This is a genomic window from Thauera sp. SDU_THAU2 (assembly GCF_038260575.1).
Lineage (GTDB): Bacteria > Pseudomonadota > Gammaproteobacteria > Burkholderiales > Rhodocyclaceae > Thauera.
Map to the genome: position 1 here is coordinate 1,331,939 of NZ_JBBWUN010000003.1, position 21,151 is coordinate 1,353,089.

General features: G+C 65.6%; 17 protein-coding genes and 2 pseudogenes. 16 read left to right on the plus strand and 3 right to left on the minus strand.

Annotated features, from left to right (window positions below; all coding sequences use genetic code 11):
* Positions 1-119: 119 nt before the first annotated feature.
* The 12 genes and pseudogenes from flhB (at position 120) to AAFL97_RS07525 (ending at position 12,824) form a co-directional block, all read left to right on the plus strand.
* Positions 120-1,263: pseudogene (flhB, locus tag AAFL97_RS07470) on the plus strand (flagellar biosynthesis protein FlhB).
* A 23-nt stretch (positions 1,264-1,286) separates the two neighbouring features.
* Positions 1,287-3,392: a flagellar biosynthesis protein FlhA gene (gene flhA, locus AAFL97_RS07475; RefSeq protein WP_341644370.1), complete on the plus strand. Its 2,106-nt coding sequence runs from the start codon at positions 1,287-1,289 to the stop codon at positions 3,390-3,392.
* Between the two features lie 243 nt (positions 3,393-3,635).
* Positions 3,636-5,054 carry a flagellar biosynthesis protein FlhF gene (gene flhF, locus AAFL97_RS07480; protein ID WP_341644371.1) on the plus strand — a complete coding sequence of 473 codons (1,419 nt, stop codon included), beginning with the start codon at positions 3,636-3,638 and terminating at the stop codon, positions 5,052-5,054.
* A 1-nt stretch (position 5,055) separates the two neighbouring features.
* Positions 5,056-5,847, plus strand: a complete 792-nt coding sequence (locus tag AAFL97_RS07485; protein WP_341644372.1) for a MinD/ParA family ATP-binding protein — start codon at positions 5,056-5,058, stop codon at positions 5,845-5,847.
* A 125-nt stretch (positions 5,848-5,972) separates the two neighbouring features.
* Entirely contained in the window at positions 5,973-6,734 is a 762-nt protein-coding gene (locus AAFL97_RS07490) for an RNA polymerase sigma factor FliA (RefSeq protein WP_341644373.1), read from the plus strand.
* A gap of 21 nt (positions 6,735-6,755) precedes the next feature.
* Positions 6,756-7,496 (plus strand): flagellar motor protein, encoded by a 741-nt coding sequence (locus AAFL97_RS07495; protein WP_263460129.1) that lies wholly within the window; start codon positions 6,756-6,758, stop codon positions 7,494-7,496.
* Positions 7,497-7,505: 9 nt separating this feature from the next.
* Positions 7,506-8,390: a flagellar motor protein MotD gene (gene motD, locus AAFL97_RS07500; protein WP_341644374.1), complete on the plus strand. Its 885-nt coding sequence runs from the start codon at positions 7,506-7,508 to the stop codon at positions 8,388-8,390.
* 131 nt (positions 8,391-8,521) lie between these two features.
* Positions 8,522-9,040, plus strand: a complete 519-nt coding sequence (locus AAFL97_RS07505) for a sigma-70 family RNA polymerase sigma factor (RefSeq protein ID WP_341644375.1) — start codon at positions 8,522-8,524, stop codon at positions 9,038-9,040.
* Positions 9,041-9,047: 7 nt separating this feature from the next.
* A complete protein-coding gene (locus AAFL97_RS07510; RefSeq protein ID WP_341644376.1) occupies positions 9,048-10,085 on the plus strand; it encodes a FecR domain-containing protein in 1,038 nt (345 codons plus the stop codon).
* 144 nt (positions 10,086-10,229) lie between these two features.
* Complete coding sequence (locus AAFL97_RS07515) at positions 10,230-10,826, plus strand: STN domain-containing protein (RefSeq protein WP_341644377.1); 597 nt, start codon at positions 10,230-10,232, stop codon at positions 10,824-10,826.
* 8 nt (positions 10,827-10,834) lie between these two features.
* Positions 10,835-11,053 (plus strand): TonB-dependent receptor plug domain-containing protein, encoded by a 219-nt coding sequence (locus AAFL97_RS07520; RefSeq protein ID WP_341644378.1) that lies wholly within the window; start codon positions 10,835-10,837, stop codon positions 11,051-11,053.
* Positions 11,019-12,824: a TonB-dependent siderophore receptor gene (locus tag AAFL97_RS07525; RefSeq protein ID WP_341644379.1), complete on the plus strand. Its 1,806-nt coding sequence runs from the start codon at positions 11,019-11,021 to the stop codon at positions 12,822-12,824. The genes AAFL97_RS07520 and AAFL97_RS07525 overlap by 35 nt, the downstream gene beginning before the upstream one ends.
* 60 nt (positions 12,825-12,884) lie before the next feature.
* Here the strand turns inward: AAFL97_RS07525 and AAFL97_RS07530 are convergent, their stop codons facing one another.
* Positions 12,885-13,136, minus strand: a complete 252-nt coding sequence (locus AAFL97_RS07530) for a hypothetical protein (RefSeq protein ID WP_341647234.1) — start codon at positions 13,134-13,136, stop codon at positions 12,885-12,887.
* On the opposite strand from AAFL97_RS07530, the gene AAFL97_RS07535 reads away from it, so the two are divergent.
* Positions 13,041-14,354, plus strand: coding sequence for a serine hydrolase domain-containing protein (locus AAFL97_RS07535; RefSeq protein WP_341647114.1), 1,314 nt, complete (start codon positions 13,041-13,043; stop codon positions 14,352-14,354). The two genes, AAFL97_RS07530 and AAFL97_RS07535, sit on opposite strands and share 96 nt — an antisense overlap.
* A complete protein-coding gene (locus tag AAFL97_RS07540; RefSeq protein WP_341644380.1) occupies positions 14,351-15,658 on the plus strand; it encodes an alpha/beta hydrolase in 1,308 nt (435 codons plus the stop codon). The genes AAFL97_RS07535 and AAFL97_RS07540 overlap by 4 nt, the downstream gene beginning before the upstream one ends.
* Before the next feature lie 312 nt (positions 15,659-15,970).
* Here AAFL97_RS07540 and AAFL97_RS07545 read toward each other — a convergent pair whose 3' ends face one another.
* Both AAFL97_RS07545 and parC read right to left on the minus strand, forming a co-directional pair.
* On the minus strand, positions 15,971-16,972 hold the full coding sequence (locus tag AAFL97_RS07545) for an Rpn family recombination-promoting nuclease/putative transposase (protein ID WP_341644381.1): 1,002 nt from the start codon (positions 16,970-16,972) through the stop codon (positions 15,971-15,973).
* 247 nt (positions 16,973-17,219) lie between these two features.
* Positions 17,220-19,649: pseudogene (gene parC / locus AAFL97_RS07550) on the minus strand (DNA topoisomerase IV subunit A).
* A 249-nt stretch (positions 19,650-19,898) separates the two neighbouring features.
* On the opposite strand from parC, the gene AAFL97_RS07555 reads away from it, so the two are divergent.
* Positions 19,899-20,171, plus strand: a complete 273-nt coding sequence (locus AAFL97_RS07555; protein ID WP_341644382.1) for a metal/formaldehyde-sensitive transcriptional repressor — start codon at positions 19,899-19,901, stop codon at positions 20,169-20,171.
* Positions 20,168-21,145, plus strand: a complete 978-nt coding sequence (gene dmeF, locus AAFL97_RS07560) for a CDF family Co(II)/Ni(II) efflux transporter DmeF (RefSeq protein WP_341644383.1) — start codon at positions 20,168-20,170, stop codon at positions 21,143-21,145. Before AAFL97_RS07555 ends, dmeF begins: the two co-directional genes overlap by 4 nt.
* Positions 21,146-21,151: the final 6 nt, after the last annotated feature.

A 21,151-nucleotide genomic window follows, 5' to 3' on the forward strand; every position in this document is an offset into this window, starting at 1 on the left:
AGCGGCCCTTTACCGCCTTTTTTCGGCCGGCGGATCTTGCCGGCCGCGGCCGATAATCCGCACACGTCGCCTCGCGCCCGCGCCCTTTGCCGCGCGGCGGGGCGGACATGGAGCCGGCCGTGGCCGAAGAAAGCGATCTCGAGAAAACAGAAGCCCCCTCACCGCGACGGCTGGAACAGGCGCGCGAGGAAGGCCAGGTCCCGCAATCGCGGGAGCTGTCGACTTTCCTCGTCACCATCACCGGCGTGCTGGCGCTGTGGCTGCTCGGCGGCTGGATGGCCGAGCGCATGCTCGCGGTGGTGCGCACCGGCTTCGCCTTCGAGCGCGAGACGGTGTTCGATGTCGCGCTGATGCTCGACGTGCTGCGCGGCCAGTTGAGCGGCGCGCTGCTGATGCTGATGCCGCTGTTCCTGACGCTGCTGATTGCTGCGGTCGTGGCGCCGGTCGTGCTGGGCGGCTTGAACTTCGCGCCCAAGGCGCTGGGGCCGAACTTCGGCCGCATGAACCCGATCAAGGGCCTGGGACGAATGTTCTCGGCGCACGGCCTGATGGAGATGGTCAAGGCGATCCTGAAGTCGCTGATCATCGGCGGCGTGGCGTCGATGGTGTTGTGGTCGAACAAGGACCATCTGCTCGACCTGATGGTGACGCCGGTCGAGGCCGGCATGGCCGATTTTGCCGGTACGGTGATCTTCGCCGCGGTGCTGATCGCCGCCAGTCTCGGGCTGCTGGCGCTGATGGACGTGCCGTTCCAGCTCTGGCAGTACCACAAGAAATTGCGCATGAGCAAGGAAGAGGTCAAGCGCGAGAGCAAGGAGCAGGAGGGCGACCCGCAGATCAAGGGCCGCATCCGCGCCATGCAGCGCGAGATGGCGCGCCGCCGCATGATGTCCGAAGTGCCCAATGCCGACGTCGTGGTGACCAACCCGACGCATTTCTCGGTGGCGCTGAAATACGACGCCGAGCGCATGGGCGCGCCGGTGGTGGTGGCCAAGGGCCGAGGCGAGCTGGCGCTGAAGATCCGCGAGATCGCCCGCGACAACGAGGTGCCGCTGCTGGAGGCGCCGCCGCTGGCGCGTGCGCTGTACAGGCACTGCGAGCTGGAGCAGGCGATTCCCGCCGCGCTGTACACCGCCGTGGCCGAGGTCATGGCCTATGTCCTACCAGCTCGACGCCTGGATGAAGCAGGGCGGCCTGCAGCCCGAGGCGCCCGCCGACCTGCAGGTGCCCGAGGGCATGGACCCCGGCGCTGCCGAAGAATGAACATCGGAATAAGTCACTGAGCGATGGCCCTGAACACCACCCTGAACCTGCGCGCGCTACTGACCCCGGCCAACCTGCGGCCGCTGGCGGCGCCGATCCTGATCATCATGGTGCTGGCCATGATGGTGCTGCCGCTGCCGGTCTTCCTGCTCGACGTCTTCTTCACCTTCAACATCGCGATTTCGATCATGGTGATGCTGGTGGCGATGTATTCGAGAAAGCCGCTGGATTTCTCGGTCTTCCCCACCGTGCTGCTGGTGACGACGCTGCTGCGGCTGTCGCTGAACGTGGCGTCGACGCGGGTCGTGCTGCTGGAGGGCCATGGCGGGCCGGATGCCGCAGGCAAGGTCATCGAGGCCTTCAGCAGCTTCCTGGTCGGCGGCAACACCGCGGTCGGCATCGTCGTCTTCGTGATCCTCACGATCATCAACTTCGTCGTCATCACCAAGGGCGCCGGCCGCATCGCCGAAGTGTCGGCGCGCTTCACCCTGGACGCGATGCCCGGCAAGCAGATGGCGATCGACGCCGACCTCAACGCCGGCCTGATCGACGAGAAGACGGCCAAGGCCAGGCGCAAGGAGATCGCGCAGGAGTCGGATTTCTACGGCGCGATGGATGGCGCCTCCAAGTTCGTGCGCGGCGATGCCATCGCCGGCATCATCATTCTCGTCATCAACATCATCGGCGGCCTGTTCGTCGGCGTCATGCAGCACGACATGGCGATAGGCGAGGCGGCCCAGAGCTATATCCTGCTGACCATCGGCGACGGTCTGGTGGCGCAGATTCCGGCGCTGATCATCTCCGTGGCCGCGGGCCTGGTGGTGTCGCGGGTCGGCGACGACGGCGACATCGGCGGCCTGGTGATCGGCCAGTTGTTCTCCAATCCGCAGGTGATGACGCTGGCGGCGGGCATCATCGGCGTGCTGGGCCTGATCCCCGGCATGCCCAACCTCGTTTTCCTGCTGCTGGCCGGCACGCTCGGTGCTCTGGCCTGGATGCGGCGCAAGCGCATCGCCGAGGACGCGGCCGTGGCGGCCGCACCCGAGGCAGCGGCGGCGCAGGCGGCGATGCCGCAGCCCGAATCCCTGGAAGCGAGCTGGAACGACGTGTCGCAGGTCGATGTGCTCGGCCTGGAGGTCGGCTACCGGCTGATCCCGATGGTCGACAAGGGCCAGGACGGCGAACTGCTGAAGCGCATCCGCGGCCTGCGCAAGAAGTTCGCCCAGGAAGTCGGTTTCCTGTCCTCGCCGGTGCATATCCGCGACAACCTGGAGCTCAAGCCCAATGCCTACCGCATCGCGCTGAAGGGCGTCGAAGTCGGTGCGGGCGAGGCCTATCCGGGGCAGTTGCTGGCGATCAACCCCGGCCACGTATCCGGTCCGGTCCAGGGGCGCGAAACGACCGACCCGGCCTTCGGCCTGCCGGCGTTCTGGATCGACTCGGGCACGCGCGAGCAGGCGCATGCGCTGGGCTACACCGTGGTCGATGCCAGCACCGTGGTCGCCACCCACCTCAACCACGTCATCCTCAATCACGCCGCCGAACTGCTCGGCCGCCAGGAAACGCAGGCGCTGCTCGACCACGTCGGCAAGGATTCGCCCAAGCTCATCGAGGACCTGGTGCCCAAGCTGCTGCCGGTCGGCACCGTGCAGCGCGTGCTGCAGAACCTGCTGGAAGAAGGCGTCAACATCCGCGACATGCGCAGCATCATCGAGGTGCTGGCCGAGCAGGCGCCGCGCACGCAGGATCCGGTGCAGCTCACGCTCAAGGTGCGCGAGGCGCTGGGCCGCGCGATCATCCAGGGCCTGTTCCCCGGCAACGCCGAAGTCAATGTCATGGCGCTGGAACCCGGCCTGGAACGCATCCTGATGCAGGCCATGAGCGCCGGCGGCGAGGGCGGTGCGATCGAGCCGGGCCTGGCCGATACGCTGCTGCGCCAGACCGCGCAGATCGCCCAGCGCCAGGAAGAAATCGGCCTGCCGCCGGTGCTGCTGGTGCCTTCGCAACTGCGCATGCTGCTGTCGCGCTTCCTGCGCCGCGCCGTACCTTCGCTGAAGGTGATCTCCAACAGCGAAGTGCCCGAGTCCCGCACCATCCGTGTCACGGCGATGATCGGGCAGAACGGATGATCGGCATGATTGATGGGTTCATCCTGCCCATGGCATCGACGTGGGATGGGTCGGGCCGCGTGGGTCGGGCCGCGTAGGTCGGGCCGCGTAGGTCGGGCCGAAGGCGAAACCCACCCATCAAGTTCTACCCAGAGCATCGAATAAGCGGGTGAAACGCGGTTTATTCGGCCCAAGGAATGCGCGTTCCACTCGGGATAATCCTCCTCAAGCTGCGGCCAAAGTCCGGCTGCCTGGAGAAACGCCATGAACGTCAAACGCTACTTTGCTCCCACTGCCCGTGAAGCGCTCCGCGAGCTGAAGGAAGAGCTCGGCCCCGATGCGATCGTGCTGTCGAACCGTGCCGTCGATGGTGGCGTGGAGATCCTGGCGCTGCCGGGCGAGGCCGTCGGCGCGCTGCAGGCGGCCCGGCGCACCGCCGCTGCGGAGAAGACGGCGGTTGCGGCAAAGCCGGCTGCACGGGCGGTAGCGCCCGAGCCTTTCGCCCAGCCCGGCGCGCTTGCGCCCGAAGCGGCCGAGGACGATTTCCACGTCAGCCTGTCCGCACTGGCGGCGAATGCAGCGCGCAATGCGGCGCGTCCGGCCCCGGCAGCTCCTCCGCAGCCCGTCATCCGGCCGTTCTCGCCGCCGCGCATCGAAACGGCCGACTTCGCCATGCGTAGCCGGCCCGCGCCGGCATCCGCGCCCGCGCCGGCCGACGATTCCGGCAGTGCCCGCGTGCGCGAGCTGCAGGAAACCAATGCCCGGCTGATGGCAGAGCTGTCCGGCATCCGCGGCATGATCGAGCGCCAGCTCGCCGGCTTCGCCTGGGGCGAAACCCGGCGCCAGGCACCGGCCCGTGCGGCGCTGGTGGGCGAACTGCTCGAGGCCGGTTTTTCCGCCGCCACGGCGCGCAAGCTGGCCGAAGCCGTGCCCGAGGCGGCGAGCCGGGGCGAGGCGCGCGAGGCGGCGAGCGCGATGCTCGACCGCATGATGCGCGCCCACGCCTCGGACGAGGACGTGATCGACCAGGGCGGCGTGTTCGCGCTGGTCGGGCCGACCGGTGTCGGCAAGACCACCACGACGGCCAAGCTCGCCGCGCGCTGCGTGGTGCGCCACGGCGCCAGCCGGCTGGCGATGATCACCACCGACGGCTACCGCATCGGCGCGCAGGAGCAGTTGCGCATCTATGGCCGCATCCTGGGGGTGCCGGTGTTCTCGGTGCGCGATGCCGCGGACCTGCGCCAGACGCTGGCCGGCCTGCGCAACAAGCACATGGTGCTGATCGACACCATGGGCATGAGCCAGCGCGACCGCATGGTGGCCGAACAGGCGGCGATGCTGAGCGGCGCCGGCGACGTCCGCCGCCTGCTCCTGCTGAACGCCACCGCGCGCGGCGACACGCTGGACGACGTGGTGCGCGCCTATGCCGGGGACGATCTGGCAGGCTGCATCTTCACCAAGGTGGACGAGGCCGCCTCCCTGGCACCGGCACTCGACGTCGCCGTGCGCCACCGGCTCGGGATCCGCTACCTGACCAACGGCCAGCGGGTGCCGGAAGACCTGCACCTGCCCAACCGGGCCTATCTGCTGCATCGCGCGCTGCGCGGGCAGGGCGCCGAATCGCCCTGGCATCTGAACGGCGACGAGACGGGAATGATGCTGGCCGCAGCCGGAGGTAGCTGAGATGATGGACCGACGCGAAGACCAGGCGGCAGGGCTGAGGCGCCTGTTCCGCCGCGTGCCGCCCCAGGTGCTGGCGCTTTATGCCTGCGGCCGCCGCCGCGCGCACAACGCGGTGCTGGCGGCGCATCGCATCGCCGGCCATGCCGAGCAGGTGCTGATCCTGGACGAGGCCGAGGGCCAAGCCGGGCTGGGCGAAGTGCTGCGCCAGGCGCCCGGACCGGACCTGCTGCAACTGCTCGACGGCCGCAGCACGCTGGCCGACGTGCTGCAGCCCTCGCCGGGCCTGCTCGGCCGGGTGCCGGCGGTGGCCGCCGCGCTGGCGCTGCCCTTGCTGGACGACGCACGCCGCGCCTGCCTGGTGGAGGCGCTGCGCATCCTGCACCGCCATGCCAGCTTCGTGCTGGTGCATGCCGATGGTGAAACGGCGGCCGAGCCCTCTCCCTTCGTCGCTGCCGCGCCGCGCCGCCTGCTGGTGGTCGAGGCGAGCGCGAGCGGGGCCACCGAGGCCTATCGCACGATCAAGGCATTGGCCGCCGCCGGCGCGGGCTCCGCCCATGTCGCGGTCTGCCGTGCACGCGACCGCGACGATGCCGCGCGCTTCTTCGCCGGTCTGAGCACCCTGGTCCGGCGCCACGTCGGCCTGCCGCTGGAATGGCTGGGCGAGGTCGAGCATGACGACCTGACTGCCACGCTGTCGCGTTTCGATGCCGCCGCGGCGACGCGTGCGGCCAGTGCCGCCTTCATGCGCGGCATCGAGGCGGCGGGCCGGGCGAAGTCCGTGCGGAATGCCTGATCATGGGAGGCGGTGTGATGTATCCCGCTGGTAATGCCTGTGACAGTGCGGGAGAATGCAGGCAGTCCCCTCCCAGTCCAGGTATGCCGGCCGGATCGCGCCGCAGGAAAATACAGGCCCAATGGATGTACGACGCCCAAGGTAATCTCGACAAGGCCCATCTGGTCGAAACTTATGCGCCGCTGGTCAAGCGCATCGCCTACCAGCTCATGGCCAGGTTGCCGGCCAGCGTCGAAGTCGACGACCTGATCCAGAACGGCATGATGGGCCTGCTCGATGCCATCGGCCGCTACGAGGATGGGCTCGGCGCGCAGTTCGAGACCTATGCCGTGCAGCGCATCCGCGGTGCCATGCTCGATGGCCTGCGCGAAGCCGACTGGCTGCCGCGCAGCCTGCGGCGCGACATGCGGCGCATCGAATCCGCCATCCACAGGCTGGAGCAGGAATACGGGCGGGCGCCGAGCGAAAGCGAACTGGCGGAATCGCTCGGTGTGCCGCTGGCCGAGTACCAGCACATGCTGCAGGAAGCGCGCGGGCACCAACTGGTGTATTTCGAGGACTTCGGCCACGACCAGGACGACGATTTCCTCGAACGCCATCTGGTGCAGCAGGATGCCAATCCGCTGGATCTGCTGGAGGACGCCGACATGCGTCGGCGGCTGGTGTCGGCGATCGAGGTGCTGCCCGAGCGCGAGCAACTGGTGATGGCGCTTTATTACGACGAGGAACTGAACCTGCGCGAGATCGGCGCCGTGCTCGGCGTCACCGAGTCGCGGGTCTGCCAGCTCCACAGCCAGGCGGTGGCGCGGCTGCGCTCGTCGGTGTTCGGCGGCGACGCGCCGGCGACCGCGCGGCGCGGCCGGCCGCCCAAGAAGCAGCAGAGCTGATGACAGCGCCCGGACTGCGTCATGGATAGGATCAGCGTCTTCGGCCTCGTGCTGGGGTTTGCCGCGATCGTCGGCGGGCAGGTGCTCGAAGGCGGGCATGTGTCCTCGCTGCTGCAGCCGACGGCCTTCTTCATCGTCATCGGCGGCACGCTGGGCGCGGTGATGCTGCAGAGCCCGCTGCGCACCTTCGTCGACGGCGTGCGCATGGCACGCTGGGTGTTCGTGCCGCCGGTGACCAACCCGTCGCGCATGATCGACCAGGTTGCCGGCTGGAGCCAGATTGCACGCAAGGACGGCCTGCTGGTGCTCGAGAACCATATCGGCAGCCTGCCGGACCCGTTCATGCGCAAGGGCCTGCAACTGCTGGTCGATGGCGTCGATCCGGTGCGCCTGCGCGAAGTGCTCGAAGTCGAGATCGACGCCTGGGAAGCCCGGATGCGGCAATCGACCAGGATCTGGGAAGCGGCCGGCGGTTATGCGCCCACCATCGGCATCCTCGGTGCGGTGATGGGGCTGATCCACGTCATGGAGAACCTGTCCGATCCGTCGCGGCTGGGCGCGGGCATCGCCGTCGCCTTCGTCGCCACCATCTACGGCGTGGGCTTCGCCAACCTGGTGTTCCTGCCGATCGCCAAGAAGCTGTCGGCGCAGATCGGCGTGCTGGTGACGCAGCGCGAGATGTTCGTCGATGGCATCGTCGGCATCGCCAACGGCGAGAACCCGCGCATCATCGCCAGCCGCATGCAGGGCTACGTGGTCTAGCCGCAGGCCATGGCGCGCAGACGCAGGCGGGCGGAAGAGCACGACAACCACGAGCGCTGGCTCGTGTCCTACGCCGACTTCATCACGCTGCTGTTCGCCTTCTTCGTCGTGATGTATTCGCTGTCCTCGATCAACGAGGGCAAGTACCGCGTCGTGTCGGACTCGATCGTCCAGGCTTTCCGCAATCTCAGCATCACCGAGCGGGGCGAGCAGTTCATCGTGCCGCCGGTGGCGATGGCGCCGGTCGTGCGCCCCGCGCCGCCGGCAAGTTCGGAACTGCAGGAAGCCAGCGAAGCCCGCCGCAGGCAGACCACCGCGCAGATGCGCGGCATGGCCGACGAGATCCGCCGCGCGCTGGGCGGGCTGTCGAAGACCGGCGAAGTCAATGTGTCCGACGGCGCTTTCGGCATCAGCATCGACATCAATGCCGCGCTGCTGTTCGCGTCGGGCGATGCGGCCCTGAGCGCGCCTGCAGTCGAGGCGCTGCGTGCGGTGGCACAAGTGCTGACGGCCTCGATCTTCCCGATCACCATCGAAGGCCACACCGACAGCGCGCCGATCGCCTCCGCGCGCTTCCCGTCGAACTGGGAGCTGTCGGCAGTGCGGGCTTCGAGCGTCGCGCGCCTGTTCGTCGACAGCGGCGTGCTGCCCGGCCGCCTGAGCGTCGCTGGCTATGCCGACCAGCGCCCGGTGGCGGACAACGCCAGCGAAGAGGGCAGGGGCCGCAACCGCCGCGTCACGATCCTGCTGGAAGCGCGCGACGTCGAACCGACGCCGGTCGGGCCGACGCGCATGTCGCCCGACGACCCGATCCGCTCGATCCTGCCGGGGGACGAGGCCAGCACCGCTCCGGCCGATGCCACGGCCGCTTCGGCTGATACCGATCCGTCATAGGACTCGGTCTTCGTCGTCTCGCCCCTGGCCTGGCTTATCGCGTTCCGCCCGAGTTTCTCATAGACTGTAAACAGTTCTCATTTGCCCGTTCTCTGCCGACAAGCCGGCTCATCGGGCGCCGGAAGGGTACTGTGAGCAGCACCGAATTCACGTTTCAGCGTCAGGTCGAAAACCTCTACACCGATCACCACGGTTGGCTGCGCGGCCTGCTGCGCCGCAAGCTCGGCAATGCCTTCGACGCTGCAGACCTCGCGCACGATGTCCACCTTCAGTTGCTGAGGACGGGCAGGGTGCCGCCGTCCGACCAATCCCGCCGCCACCTCACCCGGATTGCCAACGGCCTGGTCATCGACCTCTACCGCCGCCGCCAGATCGAGGCCGCCTACCTCGAAGCCCTGGCCCTGTTGCCCGAGCCGCTGGCCCCGTCCGAAGAAGACCGCGCCCTTGCCATCGAAACCCTGGTCGAGATCGACGCGGCGCTGCACGGCCTGCCGGCCAAGGCCCGCAGGGCGCTGCTGCTGTGCAAGCTGGACGGCATGAGCTACCGCGATATCGCCGCCGAGCTGCAAGTCTCGGTGTCGTCCGTCGAGAAATATATCGCCGCCGGCCTGCTCGCCTGCTATCAGGCCGTGCACGGCCCGGTGTGCTGAAGCTGTCATGCTCGACGCTTCCGCCACCTCGCCCGGGCACGGCAAGGGCAGTACACAAGAGGCTTCTTCAGCCAGTGGCGCAGCGATCGACCCCGCCATCGTCCAGCGCGCTGCCGAATGGATGGCCCGCCTGTGGGCCGACGATGCCAGCGACGCGGATCGCGCCGCCTTTGCCCGCTGGCGTGCCGAACACCCGCAGCACGAACTCGCCTGGAACCGCCTGCAAGCCTTCGAGCACAAGCTGCTCCACAGCGTGCCGCGCGAAGTTGCCCGCCACGCCCTGCGTGAACCCGCCCCGGCCGCCTGGCAGGGGCGCAGGCGCGCACTCGGCCTGCTTGGGCTGTTCGTCAGCATCGGCGGCGCCGGCTACCTCGTCCGCCGCAGCGAAAGCTGGCAGATCGCCGCCGCTGGCCACAGCACCGGCACCGGCGAGATTCGCGAGCTCACCTTGCCCGACGGCAGCCACGTCGTGCTCGCATCCGCGTCCGCCATCGACCTGCACTTCGACGCCGACCAACGCCTGCTCATCCTGCGCGCCGGCGAAATCCTTGTCGCCACCGCGCCCGACCCCTCGCCCGTGCACCGGCCTTTCCGCGTCCACAGCCGTCACGGCAGCGTGCAGGCGCTCGGCACCCGCTTCACCGTCAGGCAGGATAACGACGGCGCGCACGTCGCCGTGTTCGAAGGCGCGGTCGAAATCCGCCCCGCCCATGCTCCCGCAACGCTTGCCCGCATCGACAGCGGCCACAGCGCCAGTTTCAGTGCCGAGCATATCCAACCGGCCGTCGCCGTCCCGCAAACAGCCGACGCCTGGACGCGCGGCATGCTGGTGGCGGACGGCATGCGCCTGGACGAACTCGTCGCCGAACTCGCCCGCTACCGGCCCGGCGTATTGCGCTGCGACCCCGCCGTCGCCCACCTCAAGGTCACCGGTGTGTTCTCGCTGCGCGACACTGACCGCGCGCTCGAAAACCTCACCCTCGGCCTGCCGCTGGAAGTCGTCTGGCGCACCCGCTGGTGGGGCACGGTGAAGGCCGCCGGCTGAACCCGCGCCCGCCGCCAAGGCTGTGCCGTTTGCCGCCGATGCTGTTGTTACAATTTTCTTCGCCTTTCGATTGAGGGATTTTCCTTCTCGTTCGGAATACAGGATGAAACCCCACCTCATCTTCCGAGCCGAAAGGAAACCGAGATGCCCAAGCGTCGCCCGAACTCCGTCAATCAAGCCAGCTCCGCCAGTCCAGCCCGCGCCGTCAGCTTCGCCAGCAACCCGCAAGCCGCCGCCCGGCCAGCCGAGGCTACCCGGCCGGTACTCCCCCTAAAGCGCAGCACCGCCGCCGTGCGCACCGTGCTGCTGCTCGGCATGGCGCTGGGCGGCGCCGGCATCGCCGCACCCGCGGCTTTCGCCCAGGCTGCCGCGCAGGCCGCGGATACCCGCCACAGCTTCAACGTACCGGCGGCTCCCCTCGGCCAGACGCTCAACGCTTTTGCCGCCGCCGCCGGCATCGAGCTGACCGTCGACAGCGATCTGCTCGAAGGCCGCAACAGCCGAGGCCTTGCCGGCCGCTACTCGGTCGAAGACGGCTTCGACGAACTGCTTCGCGAGCACGGCCTGCAGGCGCAGCGCACGGCCAACGGCAGCTATCGGCTGATCCAGGCGCCGCAACTGCAGGGAGGTGCGACGATGCTGGCCCCGGTGGCGGTAACGGCAGCAATCGAAGACGGCGCCTTCACCGAAGGCACAGACTCCTTCACGACCAGCGCCCCATCCAACTACGCTACGGTCTGAATCTGACCTTGCGCGAAACACCGCAGTCGGTGTCGATCGTCACGCGCGAGCGCATGGATCAGCAAGAGCTCCACTCGCTGCGCGACGTCATCAACCAGACCACCGGGGTGTTTGTCGAAAATAACGGAGCGGGCATTGGCGGTCGGTCCGCCTGGTATTCGCGCGGCTTCGTCATCGAAAGGCTTCAGGTGGATGGCCTGCTCTTGCCGTCTCACTTCAACGCTTGATGACAATTCCGGCGCCATTCTCAACAGCGCCATCTATGACTCCGTGGCGGTGGTGCGTGGCGCCACCGGCCTGCTGATCGGGGCCGGCGATCCGGGGGCGAGCGTTAATGTGGTGCGCAAAAGGCCGACCAGCGAATTCCAGGGGTCCGTCGAGGCCGGGCTGGGCCGTTGGGATAAGCGCCGCTTGGTTGCTGATGTGGGCGGTCCCTTGAATACGGCGGGCACCCTGCGAGGGCGCGTTGTGGCCGGTTACGACGAGGCTAAGTCCTGGGTGGATCGCTACAAGGGCGATAACCATGTGTTCTACGGCGTACTCGATGCCGACCTCGGGGACAGGACGGTACTGTCGCTGTCGCTTGAACGCTCGCAAGAAAAATCCAAGGCGACTCCGTGGGCCCAGTCGGGCATGCCGCTGATATTCACGGACGGCACGCTGACGCCTTTTGACCGGCATGACAACAATGCCGCGGACTGGGCTCGTTGGAAAAAGCAGGATACCGCGTTTTCCGCAGCGCTTGAACATGCGTTCAACGACGATTGGAACGTCAAGCTCAGATACGGCCATACCAAACGCGACAGCTATGCGAAACGCAGCTATATCTACAATTTCAGTTCCGACATGTCCGCCCCTATCGGTGGCACAGGCCAGATCACTGACCGCGAAGAGAATGTGGACGGATTGGATATCCGTTTGAATGGACGCTACTCATTGTGGGGCAGGCAGCATCAATTGGTGGCAGGCTTCAATGGGTCTCGTCTCAAGTCCGAGCTTTTTGAGCAACGCCGCGTCAGTGTGGCAGACGCAGCAGCCTGGATGGGCGATAGCAGTGTCCGGTGGACGATGGAGCCCGACTGGGCCGCAGTGACCAATCAGGGTCCATCCAAGACGACCGTCACGCAGTGGGGTACGTACCTGGCCACCCAATTTAAAGCCACAGACCGCCTGTCCCTGATCGTTGGTGGGCGCTGGAGCAGTTGGAAAATAAAATCGGTTGACCTTCCGGGATCTCCCTATTATGACGACGGAATTCCTTATATCGACCGCAAGGAAAATTCCTTCGTGCCCTATGGAGGCGTAGTGTATGACCTGACGCCCAACCTTTCCGCATACACCAGCTACACGGAAATCTTCAAACCCCAATATCGGGATGATGTCAATGGCAACCAGTTGGATCCATTAGCAGGAAAGAACTACGAAATAGGGCTGAAAGGAGAGTGGTTCGACGGCCGACTCAATGCCAGCGCGGCGGTGTTCGAACTCCGCCAGGACAATCTTCCCGTGCTGGATGACGGCAATCTGAACCCTTCCGGCGGTTACGCCTACCGTGCAGAAGACCACACCAAAACCCGGGGCTGGGAACTGGAAGTGGCGGGCGAACTGAGCCGCGGCTGGTCGATGCAGGCGGGTTATTCGAGAGCGACGATACGGGATAGCAAGGGCGGCAGGCTGAACACCCATACGCCCATTCACCAGTTCAAACTGTTCAGCAGCTATACGCCTGCCTCGCTTCCCAAATTGACCGTGGGCGGCGGCCTGTACTGGCAAAGCAAAAATTACTCTACGAACTACGACGCATACGGTCTACGTGATGTGTTCACTGTCAAGGGATATACCCTCGTCAATCTGATGGGACGCTATGCCTTCAACGACCACTTGAGTCTCACGGTCAACCTGAACAACGCATTCAACAAGAACTACCGGGTGGACACGGGCGGGCATACCTATGGCCCGGAGCGGAATATTCACGCGACGTTGAAGTACCGGTTCTGAGTTCTTCTTGGCCGGAATGGCCTACGTCATTCCGGCGTGTGCAAGTTGCGCCCATTCGTCTCAACAAAGAACCGCTATTCCATGAAGAAACTTCGTTTTATTTCCCTGCGTGCGGCTCGTCCGCGATGCAGCCGCAGCCTTGCAGCCATTGCGCTTGCATGCATCGGGCTGGGTTCGGCTCACGCCGATACCATCGACGACTATGTTCAGGCAGAAATGGCGCGCCAGAACATCCCCGGTGTTGCGATCGGCATCTTCAAAAATGGCGAGGTACTTCGCGCCCAAGGCTACGGCCTTGCGAATGTCGAGCATCGGGTGCCGGTCAAGCCCGAAACGATGTTCCAAACTGCCTCGATCGGAAAAATGTTCACTGCCACGGCAGTGATGCTGCTGGTGGAAGACGGCAAGCTCGAACTGGACGCACCGCTGACCAGCTACCTGCCGGATGCTCCGGAAAGCTGGCGGGCGATCAGCTTGCGGCATCTGCTCAACCACACCTCGGGCATCGGCTACCCGGCGCTGGACTACAAGAAGGACTACAGCGATGACGAATTGCTCAAGCTCATCTACGCGGCCAAGCCCGATTTCGCTCCCGGCCAGCGCTGGTCGTACAGCAACCCCGGCTACATGACAGCCGGCATCATCGTCGGCAAGGTCAGCGGCCAGCATTACAGCGAGCTGCTGCAAGAGCGCGTGTTCAAGCCCAGCGGCATGAACAGCGCCAGACGGCTCAGCCACATCGACCTCGTGTCCGACCGTGCTGCGGGTTACGAACTGGTGCGCGAAGGCGAGGGCAAGGATGCGCCCCTCGTGCTGAAGAACCAGGATTGGGTGTCGGTGACGCTGAACAGCACTGCCGACGGCTCGCTGCAAATGTCCGTGCTGGACTTCGCCCGCTGGGATGGCGCGGTGGCCAGCCGTGGGGTACTGAAGGGCGAAAGCTGGCAGCAGATGCTCAAACCCGCGCCGCTGAACAACGGCAGCACCTACGACTATGGTTTCGGCTGGTTCCTGTCGGATGCGACAGCGCCGCGCTACATCGGCCACAGCGGTGCTTGGCAGGGCTTTCGATCGGATTACCGCCGTTATGACGAGGATGGCGTGAGCTTCGTGGTACTGGCCAACACCGACCGGGCCAGCGTGGGGGCGATGCTGGAAGGCATTGCCGAGCGCTTCGACAGCCGCTACAAGCCGGCCCCCGAAGTGCTGATCGAGGACAAGCGTCCGGCACTGACTCGCAGTCTGGCCGATGCACTGCAAGCCGTGTCCGACGGCAAGACTGCCGATCATCCGATGCTGGGCGCGCTGCCGCCAGAGTGGCGCGAGCGCATGCTCGAGGTGATGAGCAGCACGCTGAAAGAAGCCGGCACTTGCCCAGCGCCGATGGAACTGGTGTCGGAAAAGCCCAATGGCGACCAGCTTTCACGCACCTACCTCAATCGATGCGCCAACGGTACGTTGCGGATGTCCCCGGTATTCAATGAGCAGGGCCAGATCGTTCGCGCCCGGCTTGTGCTGGAGAAACCATGAACTCCATCACCATTTCGATGCGCGATCTGATTCTTTCTTTCCTGATGGCGGTGGGGATGCTGCTGTGCCTTCCGGCACAGGCTGCCAGGGTGGCGGCCGAATCCGCCGTCACCATCGGCCAGCGCTTCAGCATGAGATCCGAAGTGCTTGGCGAGGATCGCAAGCTGCTGATCCATCTGCCGAAGGATTACGGGCGCTCGCGCCAGCGTTATCCGGTGCTGTTCATCCTGGATGGCAACGAGCATTTCGACTATGCCTCAGCCTTGGTCGATTTCCTTGCGCGCGCAGGTCGGGCACCGCAATTGATCGTGGTTGCGGTGCCGTCGATGCAACAACGCGGCCGCGATCTGACCATGCCGTTGAAGCGGGATGAAGAACACAGGGATCGGGAGCCCTATGTCAAGCTTGGAGGAAGTGCCGATTTTCTCCGTTTCCTGGCCGACGAACTGGCCCCCTGGGTGGACGGGCATTACCGCACCGAGCCCTTCCGCATCCTCAGCGGCCACTCGCTGGGTGGCTTGTTCAACTTCTATGCATTGCTGGAACGGCCGGATGCCTTCCAAGCACATATCGTACCCAGTCCGTCGCTATGGTGGGACAAGGAATACTGGGTGCAGCAGGCGAAGGAGCGGATCGGCAACCTGCCCGGCAGGCACTGGCTCTACTTCTCTTGGGGCGATGGTGAAAACGATATCCGCGATTCCGCGCAGAAACTGGTGGGCTGGATGGAGCGGCAGGAGTTCGGCAGGCTGAAATGGACTTCGCGCTACTACGCAGGCGACGAACATCTCACCACGCCCCTGCGGACGCTGTACGAGGGTTTGCAGTGGCTGTACAAGGGCTGGCGTTCGTTGGGAGACATGGATTTCGATCTGGATTCGTACGACCGGAAGCGCTACGACAATTTCAAGAAGGTGCCATACGCCGAATTCGAGCGGCGCGTCACCGCTCACTACGACCGGCTTTCGCGTATCTACGGCTACACCGTCGAGCCCGATATCGCCGCCAGTGCGCTCAAGCGCCAATGGCTGATGGCGAATGACCGCCACGATGAGGCGCTGGCGGAAGCGCGTGCGGACCTGGCCGCTTACCCGGAGCACAGTGCCAGTCTGCACAGGACGATCAGTTGGTTGCTGGACAAGCAAGGGCGTACTGCGGAGGCATTGGCCGAATATAGGAAAGCTCTAAGCGAGTACGAGCGTTTTCCGGAGCTACTGCACGAGTATGGCACTGCCGGCGAACTTGAATTCCGTCTGGAAGAATTGGAGCGGAAGCTGGCCGAACAGGAGAAGAAGGATGAATGAAGCGAAACGGCATTGCGCAGTGAAGTGCTGCACTTTGCTTCTCGTCCGCGCCGGCAACATGTTCGCCGTTTCATCGGCGTAGAGTCAGCTGCGCGACGTCCAGCGTGTTTCCACCCTTGCCGCGCCGATGCCCTCTTGGTATGAAGCCGCCGACATGTTCGGTCCACCTTGCCAAACATGCTGGATTGCAGTTGTGGTGCCACGAAATGGTGAAGCAGGTGCCGGGGTGTCGGCAGGGGGATGGAAACTGCACAATCGTGCCGGATTTGACCAATCATGCGGTTGCCCGCATGTCTCCGCTCTAGCGGCGTTTTAGCGCTCCGGCCCGATCACGCCTTCCAGGTTTTCCGCCGTCAGCACCGCATCAACCCAGCTTTCGAGCTGTTCGACCGGGGCTTCGGCGAGGCGGGTCTCGGCCCATGCGGGCAAGGGGCCGAAGCGCAGGCGGAGTTGGCGGCTCAAGGTCGTCTGCAAGGTGCTCTGCTTGCCTTCCTTGCGGCCTTTGAGCAAGCCTTTCTGTTCCCCTTCCTGGCGAAGGCCCTCAATCCATTCGTCGATACGCTCGGCAAGCATGGTGTCGATCTCCTGCAATGTCTCGGGCAGTTGGATCGTTTGCCCCGGATTCAGTTTCGACAGGATAGTGTGGTGGTAAAAGGTCGTAAAGATGCGGCGCAGGGAGTCGAAACCGGGGCCTTTGAGGAGTCCGATCAATGCCCGCGTCGTTTCGAGGATGGCCGGATCGTTGGGCAGGTGGGTTTCGAGTTTGATCAGCAGCGCCATCAGGTTGTCGGCCAGGTGCTTCAGTTCTTCCGTCGGTACGCGCCCTTCATCGAGCATGTGGTAACGGAAGCTCGGCGTCCAGCGTCGGAGGCTGTCCGATGCGCCGATCAGCTTGGCGACTTCCAGCGACGCCTGCCAAGTGTCCTTGCCGTTGTAGATCACGATCGGGAAGACGGGTGGCAGTTTTCCCGGTTTCACTTTTTCGCGCTTGATCAAGTCCTGATAGAGCAGGCAGACGTAGGTGAGTATGCGCAGTGCCATCCAGGGGTCGGTCTTGCTCTGGAACTCGATCAGCACGAACAGGTAGAGCCATTCCTGGCTGCCGTCGGGCAGCTTCAACTGCACGCGCCAGACGATGTCGGCGCTGCGCTGTTTCTGCGTGTTGCTGACGTAGTGGCTGTTCTGTTTTTTCAGCGTGCTGAAGTCCAGGTGTTCGACCCAGTCCTCATGCACGAAGCCGCGCAGCAGCGCTTCGACCATCGCCGGATGGGAGAACAGGTCCTTGTACACGCTGTCGTGTGAGAGGGCGGACATGGAAGTACAACGTCATTGAGTCGGCTGATTATGCCATTGCGATTCCAGCACATCCAGTGCCTTGATTCGACCCACATCGACCCAGTTCTTGTAGTTCATCCGATCCTGGTAATAGCCCGGCGATGCGCGCCTGCCTTGCGGAAGGGAATGCTTCCGCTGTCGAGTAGCTTGACCAGCTGCGGACGGGCGACATTGAACATGTCGGCTGCTTCTTGTGTCGTCTGTTCCGCATGCCCAGGAATGAGGCTCAGCGCATCCGTTCCGGCTTCACCTTCGGCGTCAGCGGCGCGCCCTTGCGTGCGCGGCGGTGGCGCAGCGGTTCGCGCTGGGCGGGCTTCAGTTCGATGGTGACGGCCTTGCCGCCGCGGCCGATGCCTTCGACGGTCAGCACCGCGTCGTCGGCCGGCACGGCGACGGCGGCCAGCGCCTCGCCCTCGTCCAGTGCCATCACGATCACACCGCGGCCGCCGCTCTGGGTCTTCATCTCCGGGCGGGGGAAGACCAGCAGGCGACCGTTTTCCGACGCCGCAGCAATCCAGTCGCCGTATGCCTTGGCCGGCGTCAGCACCTTCTCGCCCTTTTCCAGGCTCATGAAGGCCTTGCCGGCGCGTTGGCGGCTGGTGGCGTCGCCGACGCTGCACAGGAAGCCGTAGCCGCCGCTGTTGGCGAACAGCCAGATCGTGTCCGGCGCGTCGCTGACGACCTGGGCCAGCTTGCCGCCGTCCTGGAACTCGACCAGGGTGGTGATCGGCACGCCGTCGCCGCGCCCGCCGGGCAGATCGGACACCTTGACGGTGTAGGCGCGGCCGTTGCTGTCGATGACGATCAGCGGCCAGGTGGTGCGCGTCTCGATCACGACGAAGCCGAAGTCGCCGGCCTTGTAGCTGATGCCGGCGGGTTCGATGCCGTGGCCCTGGCGCGAGCGCACCCAGCCGTTCTTCGACACGATGACGGTGACGGGCTCGTCGGGCACCGAGATCTCGGCCGGCGCCACGGCGGCGACGGCTTCGACGAGGGTGCGGCGGTCGTCGCCGTATTTCTTCGCGTCGGCCTGGATTTCCTTCAGGATCAGGCGGGTCATCGCCGCGCGGCTGTCGAGGATGTGCTGCAGGCCGTCGCGCTCGTCGCGCAGTTCGGCCAGTTCCTTCTCGATCTTGAAACCTTCCAGCCGCGCGAGCTGGCGCAGGCGGATTTCCAGGATGTCCTCGGCCTGGATCTCGGACAGGCCGAAGGCGGCGATCAACGCCGGCTTGGGTTCGTCCGACTCGCGGATCACGCGGATCACTTCCTCGATGTGCAGGAAGGCGATCATGCGGCCTTCGAGGATGTGGATGCGGCGGTCGACCTCGTCCAGGCGGTGGCGGGTGCGGCGTTCGACGGTGACGTAGCGGAAGTCGATCCATTCCTGCAGGACCTGCACCAGGTTCTTCTGCTGCGGCCGGCCATCGCGGCCGATCATCGTCATGTTGACCGAGGCCGAAGTCTCCAGGCTGGTATGGGCCAGCAGCACCGCCATGAACTCGTCGCGGTTCTGGCGGCTGGACTTGGGCTCCAGCACGATGCGCACCGGCGCCTTGTCGCTGGATTCGTCGCGCACGGTGTCGAGCACGCCGAGCACGAGCTGCTTGAGGTTCTTCTGTTCCTGGGTGACGTCCTTCTTGCCGGCGCGCGGCTGCGGGTTGGTCAGGGTCTCGATCTCGGACAGCACCTGCGCGGCCGACACGCCGTGCGGCAGCTCCTCGACGATCACCCGCCACTGGTTGCGGGCCAGCTCCTCGATCTTCCAGCGCGCGCGCAGCCGCAGGCTGCCGCGACCGGAAGCGTAGGCGTCGCGGATCGCCTCGGGCGAGGAAATGAGCTGGCCGCCGCCGGGGAAGTCCGGGCCGGGGATGATGCCGAGCACCTCGTCGAGCGTCGCTTCCGGGTTGCGGATCAGGTGGCAGGCGGCGTCGGCCACTTCGCGCAGGTTGTGCGGCGGGATCTCGGTCGCCATGCCGACGGCGATGCCGGAGGCGCCGTTGAGTAGCACGAAGGGCAGGCGGGCCGGCAGCAGCTTCGGCTCCTCGAAGGCACCGTCGTAGTTGGGGACGAAATCCACCGTGCCGCGGTCGATCTCGGACAGCAGCAGCTCGGCGATCGGCGTCAGGCGGCATTCGGTGTAGCGCATCGCCGCGGCGGAGTCGCCGTCGCGCGAGCCGAAGTTGCCCTGGCCGTCGACCAGCGGATAACGCAGCGAGAAATCCTGCGCCACCCGCACCATCGCGTCGTAGGGACGCTGCTGTCGCCGTGCGGGTGGTATTTGCCGATCACGTCGCCGACCACGCGCGCCGACTTCACGTGCTTGGAGCCGGGCGACAGCCGCATCTCGTTCATCGCGTACAGGATGCGGCGCTGCACCGGTTTCAGGCCGTCCTCCACCTGCGGCAGCGCGCGCGACTTCACCACGCTCATGGCGTAGGCGAGGTAGGCGCGCTCGGCATAGCGGTCGAGCGCCAGCGTGCCGTCGTCCTCTTCTGCCGGTTCAGGCGCGGCGGGCGGGGCAGGGGGGCGTCAGGCCGGCACCGGCTGGTACGTCAACCGGCGGCAAAGCTGCGGGAGTATCGGGCTTGGCTGTTGCTGCATTGGCGTCGGCAGACGGTTCAGGGGTGCCGAACAGGTCGGAAGTGTCGTTGCTCATCGATCCAGGCGGCCCCGGATGCCGGGGCGCTGATGCTGCGAAAAGGGGGTGATCTTACCCCGAGCGCGTGACTGGATGCGAATCGCCGGGCAGGTTTGGCGGGAGTTTGGATTTCGGTGCACAGGACATCGACGAGGCCGAACGGGCAAGGAGTGGTGGTCTGGACACATGAGCCGTTCGCCCGTCTGGCGGCAGACGGCCGTGTTCTGTAGTATAGCCCCCTACACTATATTTCAGCCGGAGCCGGCCATGTCGCACACCATCCGCCAGAAGGAAAAACTGATCGCCCGCATCCGGCGGATCAAGGGGCAACTCGATGGCGTCGAGCGGGCGCTGGAGGCGGAGGCCTCGTGCGGTGAAGTCCTGCGGCAACTCGCATCGGCGCGCGGTGCGCTGACCGGGCTGACTGCGGAGCTGATGGAAGGCCACCTGCAGGAGCACGTCATCGAGCCGTCGAGCGAGGATGAACGCCGCGTGGGCGGACAGGAAATGATCGACGTCATCCGGACCTACCTGAAATGAGCGCGCATCCGAATGCAGCGGCGGCGGGGAATTTCCAGCCGTCCCATGAGCACGTCTTCCTTGGCCATGACCATCATCGCAATGAACGCCGGGTGTGGCTGGTGATTGCACTGACGGCCGTCATGATGGTGGCGGAGATCGTGGCCGGGACCATTTATGGCTCGATGGCCCTGGTTGCCGATGGCTGGCACATGTCCACCCATGCTGGCGCCTTGCTGATCACCGCGCTGGCTTATTCCTACGCCAGGCGCCATGCGCGCAATGCCCGCTTCACTTTCGGCACCGGCAAGCTGGGCGACCTTGCCGGCTTCGCCAGCGCGGTGGTGCTGGCCCTGGTCGCGCTGCTGGTTGGCTGGGAGAGCCTGTTACGGCTGGCTGATCCGGTTCCCATCAGCTTCAACCAGGCGATCCTGGTCGCGGTGCTTGGCTTGGCCGTCAATCTGGCGTCGGCCTGGCTGCTCAAGGACGATCACGCGCATCATCACCATCATGGGCATGCGCACCACCATGACGACGGGCATGGCCATCACCACCACGGCCATACGCCCGACAACAATCTGCGTGCGGCCTACATGCACGTGCTGGCCGATGCGCTGACCTCGGTGCTGGCCATCGTCGCGCTGCTGCTCGGCCGCAGCTATGGCTGGCTCTGGGCCGATCCGCTGATGGGCGTGGTCGGTGCGTTGGTCATCGGCCGCTGGTCATGGGGTCTGATCCGCGACGCGGGCAGCGTGCTGCTGGACGCGGTGCCCGAAGGGGAGGAGGTGCGCGAGGAGATCCGGGAAGCGCTCGCTCCCACCGGCGACAGGATCACCGACATCCACGTCTGGCAGGTCGGGCCAGGGCATTTCGCGGCGATCGTCTCGCTTGCCTCGGTGGCGCCGAAGGACGTGCAGGCCTACAAGGCGATGCTTGCCCATATCCATGAGTTGTCCCACGTGACGCTCGAAACGGAGCGCCTGCCGGCTGTGTGATTTCGC

Coding starts and splice junctions, on each gene's coding strand:
- motD (WP_341644374.1), top strand. CDS start 7,506: ATGGCGCGCAGACGCAGGCGGGCGGAAGAGCACGACAACCACGAGCGC.
- AAFL97_RS07530 (WP_341647234.1), bottom strand. CDS start 13,136: ATGCTCGACATTCGCAAGGCCGTAGCCTTGGGCGCGAAGTACCTCGCC.
- AAFL97_RS07535 (WP_341647114.1), top strand. CDS start 13,041: ATGGCGCGCCAGAACATCCCCGGTGTTGCGATCGGCATCTTCAAAAAT.
- AAFL97_RS07540 (WP_341644380.1), top strand. CDS start 14,351: ATGAACTCCATCACCATTTCGATGCGCGATCTGATTCTTTCTTTCCTG.
- AAFL97_RS07525 (WP_341644379.1), top strand. CDS start 11,019: ATGGCCTGCTCTTGCCGTCTCACTTCAACGCTTGATGACAATTCCGGC.
- AAFL97_RS07495 (WP_263460129.1), top strand. CDS start 6,756: ATGGATAGGATCAGCGTCTTCGGCCTCGTGCTGGGGTTTGCCGCGATC.
- dmeF (WP_341644383.1), top strand. CDS start 20,168: ATGAGCGCGCATCCGAATGCAGCGGCGGCGGGGAATTTCCAGCCGTCC.
- AAFL97_RS07510 (WP_341644376.1), top strand. CDS start 9,048: ATGCTCGACGCTTCCGCCACCTCGCCCGGGCACGGCAAGGGCAGTACA.
- AAFL97_RS07490 (WP_341644373.1), top strand. CDS start 5,973: ATGTACGACGCCCAAGGTAATCTCGACAAGGCCCATCTGGTCGAAACT.
- flhF (WP_341644371.1), top strand. CDS start 3,636: ATGAACGTCAAACGCTACTTTGCTCCCACTGCCCGTGAAGCGCTCCGC.
- AAFL97_RS07555 (WP_341644382.1), top strand. CDS start 19,899: ATGTCGCACACCATCCGCCAGAAGGAAAAACTGATCGCCCGCATCCGG.
- AAFL97_RS07545 (WP_341644381.1), bottom strand. CDS start 16,972: ATGTCCGCCCTCTCACACGACAGCGTGTACAAGGACCTGTTCTCCCAT.
- AAFL97_RS07485 (WP_341644372.1), top strand. CDS start 5,056: ATGATGGACCGACGCGAAGACCAGGCGGCAGGGCTGAGGCGCCTGTTC.
- AAFL97_RS07515 (WP_341644377.1), top strand. CDS start 10,230: ATGCCCAAGCGTCGCCCGAACTCCGTCAATCAAGCCAGCTCCGCCAGT.
- flhA (WP_341644370.1), top strand. CDS start 1,287: ATGGCCCTGAACACCACCCTGAACCTGCGCGCGCTACTGACCCCGGCC.